Here is a 15,366-nt window from a genome sequence, read left to right as displayed (position 1 = left end):
GATAACGACGACAGGACAACGGCACGATGGCAGAACCGAAGGCGCTCCCCCGCGACTGGCAGCGGTTGTTTTCCGCTGGCCGCGGCGTGTCCGGACGGCGTCTGCGGGGCGCGTCGCCGCGCGCCGACCTGTTCCTCGCCGCGTTCATCGTCGCGGTCGTCGCGCTGTTCATCCTGCCGCTGCCGCAGGCCGCGCTCGACGGGATGATCTCGCTGAATCTCGCCGTGAGTGTCGTGCTGCTGACGGTATCGACCTACGTGCCGTCGGCGGTCAGCTTCTCGTCGTTTCCCGCGCTGCTGTTGTTTACGACGCTGTTCCGGCTCGCGCTGAACATCGCGTCGTGCAAGCTGATCCTGCTGCATGCGAACGCCGGCCACGTGATCGACGCGTTCGGGCGGCTCGTCGTCGGCAACAACGTCGTGGTGGGCGGCGTGGTGTTCCTCGTGATCGCCGTCGTGCAGTTCATCGTGATCGCGAAAGGGTCGGAGCGGGTGGCCGAAGTCGGCGCGCGCTTCTCGCTCGACGCGATGCCGGGCAAGCAGATGAGCATCGACGCGGACCTGCGCGCGGGCATCATCAGTGCCGACGAAGCGCGCGAGCGCCGCGAGAAGCTCGAGCAGGAATCGCAGATGCACGGCGCGATGGACGGCGCGATGAAGTTCGTGAAGGGCGACGCGATCGCGGGCCTCGTGATCGCGTTCATCAACATCGTCGCGGGGATCGCGGTCGGCACGCTGATGCACGGGATGGATATCGGCGCGGCGCTGCAACGCTACGCGATCCTGACGGTCGGCGACGGGATGGCGTCGCAGATTCCGTCGCTGCTCGTGTCGATCGCGGCCGGCATCGTGACGACGCGCGTCGCGACCCGCGATGCGCGGCAGCGCCAGCTCGGCGAACAGCTCGGCGAGCAACTGGGTGCGCATCCGCGCGCGCTGCTGATCGCGGCGCTGGTGCTGGCCGGCTTCCTCGTCGTGCCCGGCTTTCCGAAATGGTCGTTCGCGCTGATCGCGCTCGGCCTCGGCGCGTTCGCGTTCTCGCAGATCAAGCACAAGACGACCGCGCCGAGCTTCAACCTGATTCAGATCGCGGGGCGCGTCGGTACGGCCGACGACGGGCAGCCCGCGAAGGTGTCGCACGCGGCGGGCGTCACGTCGCTGATCGCGGTATCGCTGTCCGACGACCTGCGCACGAGCCTGAACCTCGCGCAACTGCAGGCCGCGCTGTCGAGCGCGAAGGCGCGCGTCGACGCGGATATCGGCACGGTGTTCCCGCGCATCACGCTGAACGACGACGAAGGTGCGGCGGCCGGCACGTACCGGATCTACCTGCAGGACGTGCTCGCCGCGCACGGCGCGCTGAAGCCGGGCTGGCTGCTGTGGGACGGTGTCGCGCCGCTGCCCGAACGCGCGGAGCGCCAGCCGGCCGAGGCGTTCGGCCCGTTCGCGACCGCACTGTGGATCAAGCCCGACGGCGCCGCGCCGGACGGCAAGTGGCTGTCGAGCGAAAGCGCGCTCGCCGCGCACGTCGAGCAGATCGTGCGCCAGCATGCGGACGAACTGCTGGGCATCCAGGAGACGCAGGCGCTCGTGCATCTCGTGCGCCGCGAACACCCCGAACTCGTGGGCGAGCTGACGCGGCTCGTGCCGCTGCAGCGCGTGACCGAAGTGCTGCGCCGGCTGCTCGCCGAACAGGTGCCGATCCGCAACCTGCGCGTGATTTTCGAGAGCCTGATCACGTGGGCGCCGAACGAACCCGACGACGTGATCGCGCTGGTCGAGCTCGTGCGCGTCGACCTGCGCCGGATGATTACCGACCGCCATGCGGGCACGACGCGCCAGCTGCGGGTCGTGCTGTTCGAGCAGAACCTGCAGGAGCGGATCGAGAGCGCGGTGATGCGCACCAAGCAGGGCAATTTCCTCGCGCTGTCGAGCGCGATCAAGCAGGACATCGGCGAACAGGTGCGCGCGATCGTGCAGGCCGCGCAGGCGGCCGGCCCCGGCGGCCACGGCAACGCGCAGGGCGCGGCGCGGCTCGCGGTGATGGTCGCGCTCGGCGCGCGCCGCTATGTGAAGACGATCCTGCAGCCGGTGCTGCCCGAACTGGCGGTGCTGTCGTACCAGGAGGTCGAGGAGGACGTGCAGCTGCACACGATCGGCTGGGTGAAGAACCCGCCGGACGACGGCTCGGTCGGCGCGGGCGCCGACGTGCGCGTGCCGGGAGCCGTGCAATGACGAGCTCGACGATCCTCGACCTGACGCGCCAGGCGCTGATGCTCGTGCTGCTGCTGTCGCTGCCGATCGTGCTGATCGCCACCGTCACGGGCCTCGTCGTCGCGATCCTGCAGGCCGTCACGCAGGTGCAGGACGCCAACATCGGCATCGCGGTGCGGCTGATCGCCGTGATGGTCGCACTCGTGCTGCTGTCGGGCTGGCTCGGCGGCGAAGTGCTGCGCTTCGCGCAGCAGGCGCTGGAACGCATGTTCGTTTCTTCCACAGGAGTCCTTTGATGCGTCGACGCGTCGCCCCGATCCGGTTTCAACCGCGCAGCCTGCAACGGGCCGCGCTTGCCATGTGCGCGACTGCGCTGCTCACGGCGTCGCTGTGCATGGCGTCCGCGCAGCCGGCCCGCGCCGCGGACCTGCGCTGGCGCAACAAGCCGTTCACGATCGTCGCGAACGGCAAGAAGATCGGCGACTTCATTCGCGAACTAGCATCGTCGCAGGGCGTGACGGCGGTGGTCGACCCGAAGGTCGACGGCGTGATCAGCGGCCGTTTCTCGGGCACGCCGCAGCAGACCCTCGACACGATCTGCTCGACCTACGGGCTCACGTGGTACTACGACGGCTCGTTCCTGTACGTCGATCCGGCCGACCAGTCGCAGACGCAGATGATCCCGATCCCGCCGAACGCATCCGGCGAAATCGGCCGCGCGCTGCAGGCGATGCAGATTCCCGACAAGCGCTACACGCTCGTGATCAACGACCGCGCGAACAGCGTGTACGTGGCCGGCCCGCGCCGCTACGTCGAGCTCGTGCGGCAGGCGGTCGGCTCGGTCGGCGATCCGGCGGCGAACGGCGCGCATGCGGACATCCGCGCATTCCGGCTGAAGTACGGCTGGGCGTCGGATTTCACGATCAACCGCTCGGGCAAGGAAGTGACCGTGCCGGGCGTCGCGACGATTCTGAGCCGGCTGTTCGGCAAGGGCGGCGGCACGAACGCTCTGCCGTCGAGCACGTCGCTCGGGCAGGCCGCGCGCCAGGTCAAGCTCGGCTCGGGGCTGACGATCGCGGTGCCGCGCCTCGATTTCCCCGATATCTCCGGCGGCCCGCGTTCGGGCGGCTATTCCGGCGACGGCAGCGCGACCGGCGGGTTCTCGCCGTTCTCGAACGGCGGCGGCGGCGACACGCTGCCGCAGATCGTCGCCGATCCGGCGATCAACGCGGTGATCGTGCGCGACCTGCCGGAGAACATGTATCGCTACCAGTCGCTGATCAACCAGCTCGACGAGCGGCCGCGCATCGTCGAGATCAACGTGACGATCATCGACATCAACGAGGATTCGCTCGACAGCCTCGGGATCGACTGGCGCCTGCACACGACGCACGGCGACGTGCAGATCGGCAACGGCGCGAATCCGCTGAACGGCAACACGCAGTACAACGGCTCCGGCAATCCGCCGCTGACGTTCGGCGTCGGCACGTCGGAAACCGGGCAGACGGGCGCCTTCCTGCCGACGGGTATCGCGCTGACCGCATCGATCGGCGGCTCGCTGCGCAACTACCTGCTCACGCGCGTGAACGCGCTCGCGCAGAAGGGGCAGGCGCAGTTGCGTTCGAAACCGAAGGTGCTCGCGCTCGACAACACCGAGGCGATCCTCGAGAACCTCACGCAGTTCTACGTGCAGGTGCAGGGCTACCAGGATTCGTCGCTGTACAGCGTGACGACCGGCACGAGCATCAAGGTGACGCCGATGATCGTCGACGAGGCGATCCGCAACGCGGCCGCCGTATCCGGCAATCCGCAGAGCGTGATGATGTCGATCGACATCCAGGACGGCAACGTCGTGCAGGGGCAGGCCGTGTCGAACATTCCGGTGATCCAGCAGCGCAATATCGTCACCAAGTCGATGATCGACGAAGGCAAGAGCCTGCTGATCGCCGGTTTCAACGACGACGAGGTGAAGCTGAACAAGAGCGGCGTGCCCTGGCTGTCCGACATCCCGCTGATCGGCAACCTGTTCAAGTACACCGACAAGTCGGGCAACCACATGGAGCGGTTCTACCTGCTGACGCCGCGCGTGGTGACGACCGCGTCGATGTACGCGCCGGACGGCTCGCCCGTGAACCCGGGCGCCGACCGGCCGGCGAACCAGGAAGGCATGTCGATGTATCGGCCGCCGGATAACGACGTCGCGGTGCCGCTGACGCCGAAGCCGCTGCCCGGCACGAAGTTCGGCCCGCCCGCGCTGCCGCCGCCGTCGAAGGATGCGGCGTCGCAGCCGGCGGCGACGACCGCAGGAGCCACCCCCCATGTCGACGACCATCATTGACCCGCACGGCGACGGCGCATTGGCCGGCGGCGCGGGCGGCGCGGGGGCCGGCGCTGCCGCGCTCGCGTCGCCGTGGAACCTGTGCTTCCTGAGCGGGCCGATGTACGGCCGCACGATGTCGCTTGCGCGCGGCGCGAACTGGGTCGGCACGGCGGCCGATTGCGAAGTGATCCTGCCCGATCGCGAGATCGGCGCGAAACAGGTGTGCCTGCAGGTCGGCGCGCTCGCGGTGACCGTGCAGAACCACGGCGGCGACGCCGGTGCACCGGTGCTGTTCAACGACGAACCGCTCGGCAGCGGCCGCCGCTCGATGACGCCGTACGACGTCGTGACGGTCGGCTCGATCCGGCTCGGCATCGCACGGCACGCGCAGGCGAGCGTCGCGGTGCCCGACGAAACCGACGCGCCGGACGCCGCGCGCGAGGCCGCGTGGCTCGGCTGGCTTACCGGCGGGCTGCGCCGCCTCGGCAGCCGTCGGCTCGTGATCGCGCTGGTCGCGCTGTGGATCGGCGTGCTGCTCGGCGCGCTCGGCTATGGCTTCGTCGCGTGGTCGGGGCGCCTGCCGTGGCAGCACGAATCGGTGCTCGCACGCACGCATCGGCTGCAGCAACTGCTGCACGCGTATCCGGAGCTGGCCGTCGCGCCGCGCGACGACGGCGTGATCGTGTCCGGCTACGTGAGCGACCCGGCCGCGCGCGAACGCGTCGCGCAGATCGTCGCGGGCGTCGACAACGCGGCGCTGGGCAACATCTACGTGGTCAGCGATCTGGTGGCGACCGCGCAGACCTATTTCAGCGATACGGCGCTGACGGTCGCGTATCTCGGCCGTGGCCGGATCGAGCTGACGGGCGCGGCCGCGCGCGCGCAGATCGAGCCGCGCATCCGCAACTACATGAAGGACGCGCGCCCGGCGCTCGAGGTGGTCGATCACGTGCGCGATGCCGATCCGGCCGCGCCGCGCACGACGACGACGCTCGGCGGGATGGCCGGCATTCCGGAGATCACGACCGTGTTCGCCGGCGACGGCGACCAGCGCTACATCGAGACGGTCGACGGCAGCCGCTATTTCGAGGGCGCGCGGCTGAAGGACGGGCCGACCGTCGTGTCGATCGGCCCGGACGAAGTGGTGTTCGAACGCAACGGCCAGCGCATCACGATGCCGCTCGGCGGCGCGTCGGCGAACGCGCCCGAGCAGGCACCTGCGCCGCCCGTGGCGCCGCTCGCGAGCGGTGCGGCGGCTGGAGTCGCGCAGCCGGTGCCGGGGCCGACGCTGTTGCCGGACGCACCGCAAGCGGGTGCCAAGGCGGCCGGTGCTTCGACGAAGGAGGCGGCGCACTAGCGCCGCGACAGGTCTTGCGCATCGCGTAACAGGCGGTGCGCGCATTACGCGGGGCGTCGCATCGGTGCGGCGGCTCACGTCGCCGGCGGGGCATGGGGCCATCGCCGGAAGGTGGATGAAGTTCACGTTAAGGAGCGAAACATGGGTACCCAGGCCGCAGGTGGTGCAACCAACACGAACCAGGTCCAGCAGCAGGCCGACGACCTGACCAAGACGCAGCTCGAACTGACGAAGATCAACTTCCAGGTCCAGCAGTCGACTGCGACGTTCGAAACCAGCAACGCAGTGACCGCGCAGGAGGGGACGGCGAACGCCCAGGTTGCGCAACACCTGAGCTCGGCCGGCCGCGCATGACGCCGGTTGCCGGCCGCGCCGCGTGCCGACGCGCGCCGGGCCTGCCCGCGAAGGGCGCCCGGCCGCTGATGCGCGCGTGCCGGCCGGCCTGTTCCGGGCGGGCCCGACCGATCCGGTCCGGCGCCTGCCAACCAAGGAGGGCATGGATATGTCAGTGACAGGCGTAGGCGCGGCGCCGCCGGGCGCGGCCGCGCTCGCGGGTGCCGTGCAGCAGACGGGCTCGGCGTCCGATCCGGTGCAGGTGCGCCAGTTCGATGCGCTGATGCAGCCGGGCGCATCGCCGGCGGCGTCGTCTTCGTCGGGCGTCGCGATGTCGCACGCGCCGGCGGATGCGGCGCCGGCCGTGCAGATGACGCCCGCGCAGGCGAACCAGTCGTCGCTCGTCGAGCGGTTGCGCACCTACGGCAACGATCTCGACACGCGGTACGCGAACATCGACAAGCATCGCAGCGAAATGCTGACGTCGATGGCGGACAGCCGCAGCGATCCGATGATGACGATGGTGAAGGCGATGGACTTCCAGTGGACGGCGACCACCACGATTTCGGAATACCAGTTGAGCCTGTCGGTCGCGCAGGCGGCGAACGGCTTCACGCACACCGTGCTGAAGACGCAGGAGTGAAAGCGTGCGTGCAGGCCGGATTCGGCCTCACGCACCCTGAAGCGGACAAACGATGACGACGATCGATTCGACGCCGCGCGCGCATGCGTGGCGCAGCCGGGCGGCGCGCGCGCTGCTCGCGGGGCTGCTCGTGCTGTTGGCCGGGTGCCAGAAGGAGTTGTACTCGGGCCTGTCGGAGCGCGATGCGAACCAGATGGTCGCGGTGCTCGGCGACGCGGGCATCAGCGCGTCGAAGGACAACGACGCGCGCGACACGTCGGACCGCAACGCCTGGCTGGTCAGCGTCGCGGACGGCGACATGCAGTCGGCGCTCACGGTATTGCAGGCGAACGGGCTGCCGAAGCCGAGCTATGCGAGCCTCGGCGAGCTGTTCCAGAAGCAGGGCCTCGTGTCGACGCCGGCCGAGGAACGCGTGCGCTATCTGTACGGCGTGTCGCAGGACCTGTCGCGCACGCTGCAGGACATCGAGGGCGTGGTCGTCGCGCGCGTGCAGGTCGTGATTCCGGAGAACGATCCGCTCGCGGACAAGATCAAGCCGTCGTCGGCGGCCGTGTATATCCGCTATCGGTCGGGCGTCGACCTGCGCGCGATGGCGCCGATGGTCAAGGATCTCGTCGCGCACAGCATCGAAGGGCTGCAGTACGACAACGTGTCGCTGTTCCTGCAGCCGGCCGCCGCGCAAGCAACGCGCGTGGACGGGATCGGCAGCGCGGTGACCGATATCGTGCGGCTGCGCTCGCCGCTCGGCTGGCTCGTGTTCGCGCTGATCCTGCTGACCTGCGCGGTGATCGCGCTGTCGGCGGCGCGGCGCGGAATGTTCGGCGCACGGCTTGCCGGCCTGCTCGGCGCGCCGCGCGGGGCGAATGGCGGAGCGTCCGCGCAGCCGGCGTCCGGGCATCCGCCGTCCGCGCAGCCGGCCGGCGGCGGTCTGCGCACGCCGGACGGCGCGCGCGACGGCGCATGAGCGATTCGCATGCACCACCGGGTGACGCGGCCGCCCCGTCGTCCGATACGGCGCCGCTGCCGTGGCTGCAGCCGCTCGCGCCGCCGCCCGCCGCGCGCCGTGCCGCATTTCATGCGCTCGTCTGCGACTTCAACCTGCGGCCCGACCGTTATCTGCACGTGACGCGCGTGCCGGCCGACTGGCCCGCGCGCTACCGCTCGCCGGACGCGTTCGGCGCGGCCGGCCGCAAGCTGCTCGCGCGGCACCTGCTCGACGCGCACGGCGTGGCCGACCGGCACGACTTCGACGTCGCGAACCCGTGCGCGCGGCTCGCGCTGCTGCCGGGCGCGGCGCTCGAGCAACTGGCGTCGTATGCCGGGCTGCTGCTGCATCGCAACTGGCTGCGCGATGCGCTGACCGTGCGGCGCATCCGCGCGGAAGTCGCGGCCCGGCTCGGCGGCGACGCGCTGGAACTCGCGCTCGAACGCGCGCCGGAATTCGGCGCGCTCGCGGACACGCTCGAACCGTGGCGCGCGGATCCCGCCGCGCTGCCCGTCGTGATCCGCGCACGCGGCGGACGGCTGCTCGCGGATTTCATCGGCGTGGCGGGCGACGCGATCGCGCGGCGCGCGCGCCTGAAGTTCAACCGCGCGATCGACGACGAAGCGCCGTACTGGCTGAACCGCGCGCAGCGCGACCAGTTCGGCGAATTGCTGTTCCTGTTTCTGATTCCCGAGAGGCTTGCGTCATGGGACTGGCTTTTCTGATCACGAGCGACAACCTGCAACTGCTGTCGGAGCGCAAGGTGCTCAAGGAGCGCGAATACGCGGCGCTGCTCGACGCGTCCGCGGTGATCGCGACCGCGCACGACGAGGCCGCGCGCATCGTCGCCGACGCGCAGCGCGAATTCGACAAGCGGCAGGCGGCCGGCTACGACGAAGGGATGCGCCGCGCGCAGCGCGAGCAGGCCGCGCAGGCCTACACGCAGGCGCTCGCGGCCGCGCGCACGATGGAGACGATGAAGGACGCGATGGCCGACATCGTCGTGAAGGCCGTGCGCGCGATCGTCGGCGAGATGAGCACGCAGAAGCTGTACGAGGCCGCGCTGGCGCGGATCGCGCCGCTCGTGCGCGACGAGGCGTTCCTGGTCGTGCATGTCGCGCCTGGCCGCAAGGACGAAATGCGCGACGCGCTCGACGGTGCATTCGCGGGGCAATCGAACCGGCAGAAGATTCGCATCGTCGAGGATGCGCAACTCGAACGCCATGCGTGCACGGTCGAGACGCCGTCCGGGCGCATCGACGCGAGCCTCGACCTGCAGATCGACGCGCTGCGCCAGGCGATCCGCCGCGATGCGCTGAAGGGCGCCGCGCGATGAACGCGCCGCTCGACGATGCTCAGCCGTTCGGCAGCGGCGACGACGACGGCGCGCCGTTCGATCGCGGCCGCCTCGTCGGCGAACTCGACGCGGGGCTCGCGTTTTTCTCGCCGGTGTCGGTGCAGGGCCGCGTCAATCACGCGGTCGGGCAAATCCTGAACGCGACGGGCATCCGCGCGCGGCTCGGCGAGATCTGCGAACTTCGCACGCCGAACCAGCCGACGCTGCTCGCCGAAGTGGTCGGGTTTTCGCGGCAGACGACGCTGCTCACGCCGCTCGGCGACGTGGCCGGGCTGTCGCCGGAGACGACCGTCGTGCCGTCCGGGCGCGAACATGTGTTTCCGGTGGGCGAAGGGCTGTTCGGCCGCGTGCTCGACGGGCTCGGCCGGCCGCTCGACGATCGCGGGCCGGTGACGGGCGCCGCGTGGGTGTCGACGCAGCAGGACCCGCCGAACCCGCTCGCGCGCCAGATGATCGACACGCCGTTTCCGACCGGCGTGCGCGTGATCGATGGGCTGATGACGCTCGGCGTCGGGCAGCGCGTCGGCATCTTCGCGCCGTCGGGCGTCGGCAAGAGCACGCTGCTCGGGATGATCGCGCGCGGTGCGCAGGCCGACGTGAACGTGATCGCGCTGGTCGGCGAACGCGGCCGCGAGGTGCGCGAATTCATCGAACACAGCCTGTCGCCCGAGGTGCGCGCGCGTTCGATCGTCGTCGTGTCGACGTCCGATCGTCCCGCGATGGAGCGCGTGAAATCCGCACTCGTCGCGACCGCGATTGCCGAGCACTTCCGCGATGCGGGCAAGCGCGTGCTGCTGCTGGTCGATTCGCTGACGCGCTTCGCGCGCGCGCAGCGCGAGGTCGGCCTCGCGAGCGGCGAGCCGCCGACGCGGCGCAGCTTCCCGCCGTCGACGTTCGCGGTGCTGCCGCGCCTGCTCGAACGCGCGGGGCAGGGCGCGAACGGGTCGATCACCGCGCTCTACACGGTGCTCGTCGAAGGCGACGAGGAATCGGACCCGATCGCCGAGGAAGTGCGCTCGATCCTCGACGGCCATATCGTGCTGTCGCGCAAGATCGCGCTCGCGAACCGCTATCCGGCGATCGACGTGCTCGCGAGCCTGTCGCGCGTGATGCCGCTCGTCGCGAGCCGCGCGCACCAGCAGGCGGCCTCGCGCGTGCGCGAGCTGATCGCGAAGTACCAGGAGATCGAACTGCTGGTGCAGATCGGCGAATATCGCGAAGGCAGCGACCGGCTCGGCGATCTCGCGCTGCGCGCGCGCGACGCGATCGGCGCGTTCTGCGCGCAGGCGTCGCACGAGGACGTGCATTTCGACGCGCTGCTCGCGAAGCTGACGAAGCTGGCGAACGATCATGTCTGAAGCCGACGACCGCCTCGTGCTCGCCACGCTTGCGCGCCTGAAGCGCGTGCGCGAGATGCGCAGCCAGATCGCGCGCGTCGCGGCCGCGCGCCAGCAGGGCATCGCCGCGCAGAGCCGCCGCGCGCTCGACGCCGCGCACGCGCAGCTCGCGCAGCAGGTGGCCGCGAAGGCCGCGATCCAGACGCGTCTTGCCGACGACGTGCGCGAGGCGCGCGCGCTGCAGAACGCGGCGGCCGATACGCGCACGTTCGACCGGCACATCGGCACCGCGAACGCGTCGGTGAGCGAGGCCGCGCACGTGCATCGCGGCCACGAGGCGACGCTGGCCGACCTGCAGCGCGCCGCGCGCAAGGCGAAGGCCGCCGAGGACAAGCTCGACAAGGCCGGCGAGAAGGCGCTGCACGCGCGCGCCGCGCGGGTCGAGCGCGATGCCGACGAAGTCGCGGACGGCTACGCGGTGCGGCGCTTCGCGACGGCCGGAGTATGGTCAGGCGCGGCGGGCGACGTGGCCGGCCACGCGGCTGCGCAGCCGGAAGCGGCCGCCGCGTTCGACGCGGAGATGGCCGCCCGGCCGGCCGATGCGGAAGCCGGCTCGGTCGACGTGACCGACATGAGCGACGCAGCCGCTTCAACCGCCTTAACCACCCCGGCCGCCCCGGCCGACGACCCCGAGCCGCCCTCCGCCGCGGAGCGCCGATGCTAGACCAGGCCGCGGGTTTCAACGACGTCGCGGGCACGCTGCGGCCGCTGCTCTACGTGATGCCGCGCCTGTTGCCGATCATGTTCGTCGTGCCGGTGTTCAACGAGCAGATCATCACGGGGCTCGTGCGCAACGGGATCGCCGTCGTGATCGCCGCGTTCGTCGCGCCGGCGATCGACTCCGCGCAGGTGGCTGCGCTGCCGTTCCTGATGTGGTGCCTGCTCGTCGCGAAGGAGGCGGTGGTCGGCATGCTGCTCGCGGGCGCGTTCAGCGCGGTGCTGTTCGCGATCCAGGGCGTCGGCTACCTGATCGACTTCCAGACGGGCAGCGGCAGCGCCGCGTTCTTCGATCCGATGGGCGGCCACGAAGGCGGCCCGACCTCGGGCTTCCTCAATTTCGTCGCGATCGCGCTGTTCGTCACGGCCGGCGGCCTGCAGGTGCTCGTGCAACTGTTCGCGCAGTCGTATGCGTGGTGGCCGATCGGCTCGCTCGGCCCCGATTTCTCGTCGATGCTGCAGACCTTCGTCGTGCGGCAGACCGACACGATCTTCGAATGGATGGTGAAGCTCGCCGCGCCGGTGACGATCGTGCTGGTGCTCGTCGAGCTCGGCATCGGCCTCGTCGGGCGCGCGGTGCCGCAGCTCAACATCTTCGTGTTCTCGCAGCCGCTGAAGAGCGCGCTCGCGCTGCTGATGATGGTGCTGTTCCTGCCGGTGGTGTACGCGGCGCTGCATTCGCTGCTGAGCCCCGACAGCGGGCTGATGGCGCTGCTGCGCGCGCTGTTCGCCGCGCACGGCGGCGCCTGAGCGCGCGACGGAGCCGACATGGCCGAAAAGGACCAGAAGCCGACCGCGAAGCGCCTGCGCGAGGCGCGCGAGAAAGGCGATGTGCCGAAGAGCGCGGAAACGATTTCGTCGGCGTTCTTCGTCGGCGTATGCGTCGCGCTCGCGGTCGGAATCGGCGCGCTGTTCGCGCGGTTGCAGTCGCTGTTCCGGCTCGTGTTCGACGCGGTCGGCGCGGCCGACCCGTCCGCACGGATCGCGGTGCTGATCGACGGCGCCGCGCGCGACTGGGCGACGCTGTCCGCGCAGATCGTCGCGGCCGGGCTGCTGGCCGGGCTGCTCGCGGGCTTCGTGCAGGTTGGCGGCGTGATGGCGTGGAGCCGCCTCATGCCGCAGCTGTCGCGGCTCAATCCGGCCGAGGGGCTGAAGAACCTGTGGTCGATGCGCAACCTCGTCAATCTCGCGAAGATGCTGCTGAAGACGGTGCTGCTCGCCGCGACGCTCGGCTGGCTGATCGTCGAGTCGCTCGACCCGTCGGTGCAGTCGGGTTTCACGCGGCCGATATCGATCCTCGCGCTGATCGTGAAGCTGCTGATGCTGCTGTTCGGCTGGGCCGCGCTGATCTACATCGTGATGGCGCTGATCGACATCGTGCATCAGCGGCACGAGTTCAACCAGAAGATGAAGATGTCGATCGACGAAGTGCGACGCGAGCACAAGGAGGACGAGGGCGACCCGCACATCGAGGCGAAGCGCCGGCAGCTCGCGCGCGAAGCGCAGTTCGCGTCGCTGCCGGACCGGATCGGTTTCGCGTCGGTGGTCGTCTATTCGCCGCGCGTCGCGGTCGCGCTCTATTACGGCGGGATCGGCACGCTGCCGTGGGTGCTCGCGCGCGGCGAAGGCGAGGCGGCCGAGCGGATCGTGCGGCTCGCGCGCGACGCGCTGCGCCCGACGCTTGCGAACGTCGGGCTCGCGCAGGCGCTGTACGAGACGACACCCGAGAACGGCACGATCCAGCAGCAGCATTTCCGCGAGGTCGCGCAGTTGCTGAAATGGGCGACCGGCGCTGTCTGACGCACGCGGCGGCGGGCATATCCCCCTTTTTCCGGTCAGCGAACCGGCGTGGCCAATCGCTCCATTTCGATATGGCCCTTTGCGTGGTCATGCGCGCGCGGCGCTTGACTCCGTTTTTTTTCCGGCCGCAGCCCGAATTCACCAGTGAATTATTGCTGAATTATTTCTTCGTAATATGGCTCGACCGTCACGCCTGATGGCGGGCCGCGAGGTTGCGCCGCGCGTGACGGAACAAGTCAACAGGGGCAGACAAATCACATGTGTGGAATCGACGGCTTTCTGAATACCGTCGCCATCGATGAGGAGACAGCGCGCGGCACGCTCGCGCGGATGACGGCGAGCCTCGCGCATCGCGGGCCGGACGGGCAGGGGATCTGGGTCGATCCGGAAGCCGGCATCGCGCTCGGCCACCGGCGGCTGGCGATCGTCGACCTGTCGGTGCATGGCCGGCAGCCGATGGCGTCCGCGTGCGGCCGCTACGTCATGGTCTTCAACGGCGAAATCTACAACCATCGCGAACTGCGTGCCGAGCTCGAGCGCGCGGGTCGCGCGCCGGCGTGGCGCGGCCACTCCGACAGCGAGGTGCTGATCGCGGCGATCGTCGCGTGGGGTGTCGAGGCGACGCTGCGGCGCGCGACCGGCATGTTCGCGTTCGCGCTGTGGAATCGCGCATCGCGGGTGCTGACGCTCGCGCGCGACCGGATCGGCGAGAAGCCGCTCTACTACGGCCGGATCGGCGACGCGCTCGTGTTCGCGTCGGAGCTGAAGGCGCTGCGCGGCTATCCGGGCTTCGACGGCACGGTCGACCGCGACGCGCTGTGCCTGTATCTGCGCCAGTCGAGCGTGCCCGCGCCGTACACGATCTATCGCGGCATCCGCAAGCTGCCGCCCGGCACGTACATCCAGTTCGAGCATGCGCGCGACACGCCGCGCGTGCGCGCGTACTGGACGCTCGAACAGGCGATCGAGAGCGGCCGCGAGCAGCCGTTCGAGGGCAGTGCCGACGAGGCCGTCGGCCAGCTCGACGCGATCCTGCGCCAGGCCGTCGCGCGGCAGATGGAAGCCGACGTGCCGCTCGGCGCGTTCCTGTCGGGCGGCGTCGATTCGTCGGCGATCGTCGCGCTGATGCAGGCGCAATCGGCGACGCCGGTCGACACGTTTACGATCGGCTTTCATGAAGCCGGCTACGACGAAGCCGGTTACGCGAAGGCCGTCGCGCGCCATCTCGGCACGCGGCATACCGAGCTTTACGTGACGGCCGACCATGCGCTCGGCGTCGTGCCGAAGCTGCCGTCGATCTACGACGAGCCGTTCGCCGATGCATCGCAGATCCCGACCTTTCTCGTGTCGGAGCTGACGCGCCGGCATGTGAAGGTGAGCCTGTCCGGCGACGGCGGCGACGAGCTGTTCGGCGGCTATACGCGCTACTTCCTGACGCCGCGCCTGTGGCGCAAGCTGCATCGCGTGCCGGCCGCCGTGCGCGCGCGGATCGCCGCCGCGCTGCATGCGCTGCGGCCCGATCATGCGGACCAGCTCGCGGCCGTCGCGCAGGGCGCATGGGGCGGCGTGGAGGCGCGCGAATCGGCGGCGCGCATCGGCGACCGCCTGCACAAGCTCGGCCATGTGATGACGGCCGAGAGCCGCATCGGCCTGTACCGGCTGCTGATGTCGTCGGTGCATCATCCCGAGCGCATTGCGCTGTCGGGACAGGAGCCGCCGACGCCGCTCGACACGGTGTCCGCGTGGCCCGCGCACCTGAGCTTCGCCGAGCAGGCGATGGCGATCGATACGCTCACGTATTTGCCGACCGACATTCTCGCGAAGGTCGACCGCGCGGCGATGGCCGTGAGCCTCGAGACGCGCATGCCGTTCCTCGACCATCACGTCGTCGAATTCGCGTGGCGCGTGCCGGCGTCGGTGCGTTTGCCGGAAGGGCAGTCGAAGGCGCTGCTGCGCCGGCTGCTCGACCAGTACGTGCCGTCGGCGCTGATCGACCGGCCGAAGCAGGGCTTCTGTGCGCCCGTCGATCACTGGCTGCGCGGCTCGCTGCGCGACTGGGCCGAGGCGCTGCTGCGGCCGTCGCGGTTGCGCGAAGAGGGTTTCTTCGATGCGGCCGCGGTCGAGCGTTTGTGGCGGCAGCATCAGACGGGCCGGATGAACTGGCAGCATCAGTTGTGGACGGTGCTGATGTTCCAGGCGTGGCTGGAGGCGCAGCGGGCGGGGTGACGCGGCGTTCGACTTGCC

The 15,366-nt window shown here is 70.1% G+C and carries 14 protein-coding genes; all 14 read left to right on the top strand.

Translation table 11 applies throughout. The annotated features are described in order from the left end of the window. The first annotated feature begins 26 nt into the window (after positions 1-26). Positions 27-2,234 carry a type III secretion system export apparatus subunit SctV gene (sctV, locus tag AC3WLY_RS05175; RefSeq protein ID WP_175959574.1) on the top strand — a complete coding sequence of 736 codons (2,208 nt, stop codon included), beginning with the start codon at positions 27-29 and terminating at the stop codon, positions 2,232-2,234. Continuing rightward, positions 2,231-2,509, top strand: coding sequence for a type III secretion system export apparatus subunit SctS (gene sctS, locus AC3WLY_RS05170; RefSeq protein WP_006480854.1), 279 nt, complete (start codon positions 2,231-2,233; stop codon positions 2,507-2,509). Before sctV ends, sctS begins: the two co-directional genes overlap by 4 nt. Further along, positions 2,509-4,551, top strand: coding sequence for a type III secretion system outer membrane ring subunit SctC (sctC, locus tag AC3WLY_RS05165; protein ID WP_492308157.1), 2,043 nt, complete (start codon positions 2,509-2,511; stop codon positions 4,549-4,551). The genes sctS and sctC overlap by 1 nt, the downstream gene beginning before the upstream one ends. Beyond that, the gene (sctD, locus tag AC3WLY_RS05160; protein WP_175959572.1) at positions 4,532-5,890 is read left to right on the top strand and encodes a type III secretion system inner membrane ring subunit SctD; all 1,359 of its coding nucleotides are present in this window, start codon (positions 4,532-4,534) and stop codon (positions 5,888-5,890) included. Before sctC ends, sctD begins: the two co-directional genes overlap by 20 nt. Before the next feature lie 141 nt (positions 5,891-6,031). Beyond that, on the top strand, positions 6,032-6,244 hold the full coding sequence (locus AC3WLY_RS05155) for a hypothetical protein (RefSeq protein WP_034180511.1): 213 nt from the start codon (positions 6,032-6,034) through the stop codon (positions 6,242-6,244). Positions 6,245-6,392: 148 nt separating this feature from the next. Next, positions 6,393-6,866: a hypothetical protein gene (locus AC3WLY_RS05150; RefSeq protein ID WP_492308158.1), complete on the top strand. Its 474-nt coding sequence runs from the start codon at positions 6,393-6,395 to the stop codon at positions 6,864-6,866. 52 nt (positions 6,867-6,918) lie between these two features. Further along, on the top strand, positions 6,919-7,830 hold the full coding sequence (gene sctJ / locus AC3WLY_RS05145; RefSeq protein ID WP_492308159.1) for a type III secretion system inner membrane ring lipoprotein SctJ: 912 nt from the start codon (positions 6,919-6,921) through the stop codon (positions 7,828-7,830). Continuing rightward, positions 7,827-8,576 carry a SctK family type III secretion system sorting platform protein gene (locus AC3WLY_RS05140; protein ID WP_425133367.1) on the top strand — a complete coding sequence of 250 codons (750 nt, stop codon included), beginning with the start codon at positions 7,827-7,829 and terminating at the stop codon, positions 8,574-8,576. The genes sctJ and AC3WLY_RS05140 overlap by 4 nt, the downstream gene beginning before the upstream one ends. After that, complete coding sequence (sctL, locus tag AC3WLY_RS05135; protein WP_034180508.1) at positions 8,558-9,187, top strand: type III secretion system stator protein SctL; 630 nt, start codon at positions 8,558-8,560, stop codon at positions 9,185-9,187. Before AC3WLY_RS05140 ends, sctL begins: the two co-directional genes overlap by 19 nt. Next, a complete protein-coding gene (sctN, locus tag AC3WLY_RS05130; protein WP_492308160.1) occupies positions 9,184-10,566 on the top strand; it encodes a type III secretion system ATPase SctN in 1,383 nt (460 codons plus the stop codon). Before sctL ends, sctN begins: the two co-directional genes overlap by 4 nt. Beyond that, on the top strand, positions 10,559-11,269 hold the full coding sequence (locus tag AC3WLY_RS05125) for a hypothetical protein (RefSeq protein ID WP_175959567.1): 711 nt from the start codon (positions 10,559-10,561) through the stop codon (positions 11,267-11,269). Before sctN ends, AC3WLY_RS05125 begins: the two co-directional genes overlap by 8 nt. Then, the gene (sctT, locus tag AC3WLY_RS05120; RefSeq protein WP_310132838.1) at positions 11,263-12,072 is read left to right on the top strand and encodes a type III secretion system export apparatus subunit SctT; all 810 of its coding nucleotides are present in this window, start codon (positions 11,263-11,265) and stop codon (positions 12,070-12,072) included. Before AC3WLY_RS05125 ends, sctT begins: the two co-directional genes overlap by 7 nt. An 18-nt stretch (positions 12,073-12,090) precedes the next feature. Beyond that, positions 12,091-13,122: an EscU/YscU/HrcU family type III secretion system export apparatus switch protein gene (locus AC3WLY_RS05115; RefSeq protein WP_310132841.1), complete on the top strand. Its 1,032-nt coding sequence runs from the start codon at positions 12,091-12,093 to the stop codon at positions 13,120-13,122. A gap of 258 nt (positions 13,123-13,380) precedes the next feature. Continuing rightward, on the top strand, positions 13,381-15,348 hold the full coding sequence (gene asnB / locus AC3WLY_RS05110; protein WP_310132844.1) for an asparagine synthase (glutamine-hydrolyzing): 1,968 nt from the start codon (positions 13,381-13,383) through the stop codon (positions 15,346-15,348). The last annotated feature ends 18 nt before the right edge of the window (positions 15,349-15,366 follow it).

The organism is Burkholderia sp. FW306-1C-G01B, from assembly GCF_058781685.1.
Note: the sequence above shows the minus strand (reverse complement) of the source record. Positions and strands in the feature narration are given on the sequence as shown.

Coding starts and splice junctions, on each gene's coding strand:
- sctV (WP_175959574.1), top strand. CDS start 27: ATGGCAGAACCGAAGGCGCTCCCCCGCGACTGGCAGCGGTTGTTTTCC.
- sctC (WP_492308157.1), top strand. CDS start 2,509: ATGCGTCGACGCGTCGCCCCGATCCGGTTTCAACCGCGCAGCCTGCAA.
- AC3WLY_RS05125 (WP_175959567.1), top strand. CDS start 10,559: ATGTCTGAAGCCGACGACCGCCTCGTGCTCGCCACGCTTGCGCGCCTG.
- AC3WLY_RS05140 (WP_425133367.1), top strand. CDS start 7,827: ATGAGCGATTCGCATGCACCACCGGGTGACGCGGCCGCCCCGTCGTCC.
- sctN (WP_492308160.1), top strand. CDS start 9,184: ATGAACGCGCCGCTCGACGATGCTCAGCCGTTCGGCAGCGGCGACGAC.
- sctJ (WP_492308159.1), top strand. CDS start 6,919: ATGACGACGATCGATTCGACGCCGCGCGCGCATGCGTGGCGCAGCCGG.
- AC3WLY_RS05150 (WP_492308158.1), top strand. CDS start 6,393: ATGTCAGTGACAGGCGTAGGCGCGGCGCCGCCGGGCGCGGCCGCGCTC.
- sctD (WP_175959572.1), top strand. CDS start 4,532: ATGTCGACGACCATCATTGACCCGCACGGCGACGGCGCATTGGCCGGC.
- sctT (WP_310132838.1), top strand. CDS start 11,263: ATGCTAGACCAGGCCGCGGGTTTCAACGACGTCGCGGGCACGCTGCGG.
- sctS (WP_006480854.1), top strand. CDS start 2,231: ATGACGAGCTCGACGATCCTCGACCTGACGCGCCAGGCGCTGATGCTC.
- AC3WLY_RS05155 (WP_034180511.1), top strand. CDS start 6,032: ATGGGTACCCAGGCCGCAGGTGGTGCAACCAACACGAACCAGGTCCAG.
- AC3WLY_RS05115 (WP_310132841.1), top strand. CDS start 12,091: ATGGCCGAAAAGGACCAGAAGCCGACCGCGAAGCGCCTGCGCGAGGCG.
- asnB (WP_310132844.1), top strand. CDS start 13,381: ATGTGTGGAATCGACGGCTTTCTGAATACCGTCGCCATCGATGAGGAG.
- sctL (WP_034180508.1), top strand. CDS start 8,558: ATGGGACTGGCTTTTCTGATCACGAGCGACAACCTGCAACTGCTGTCG.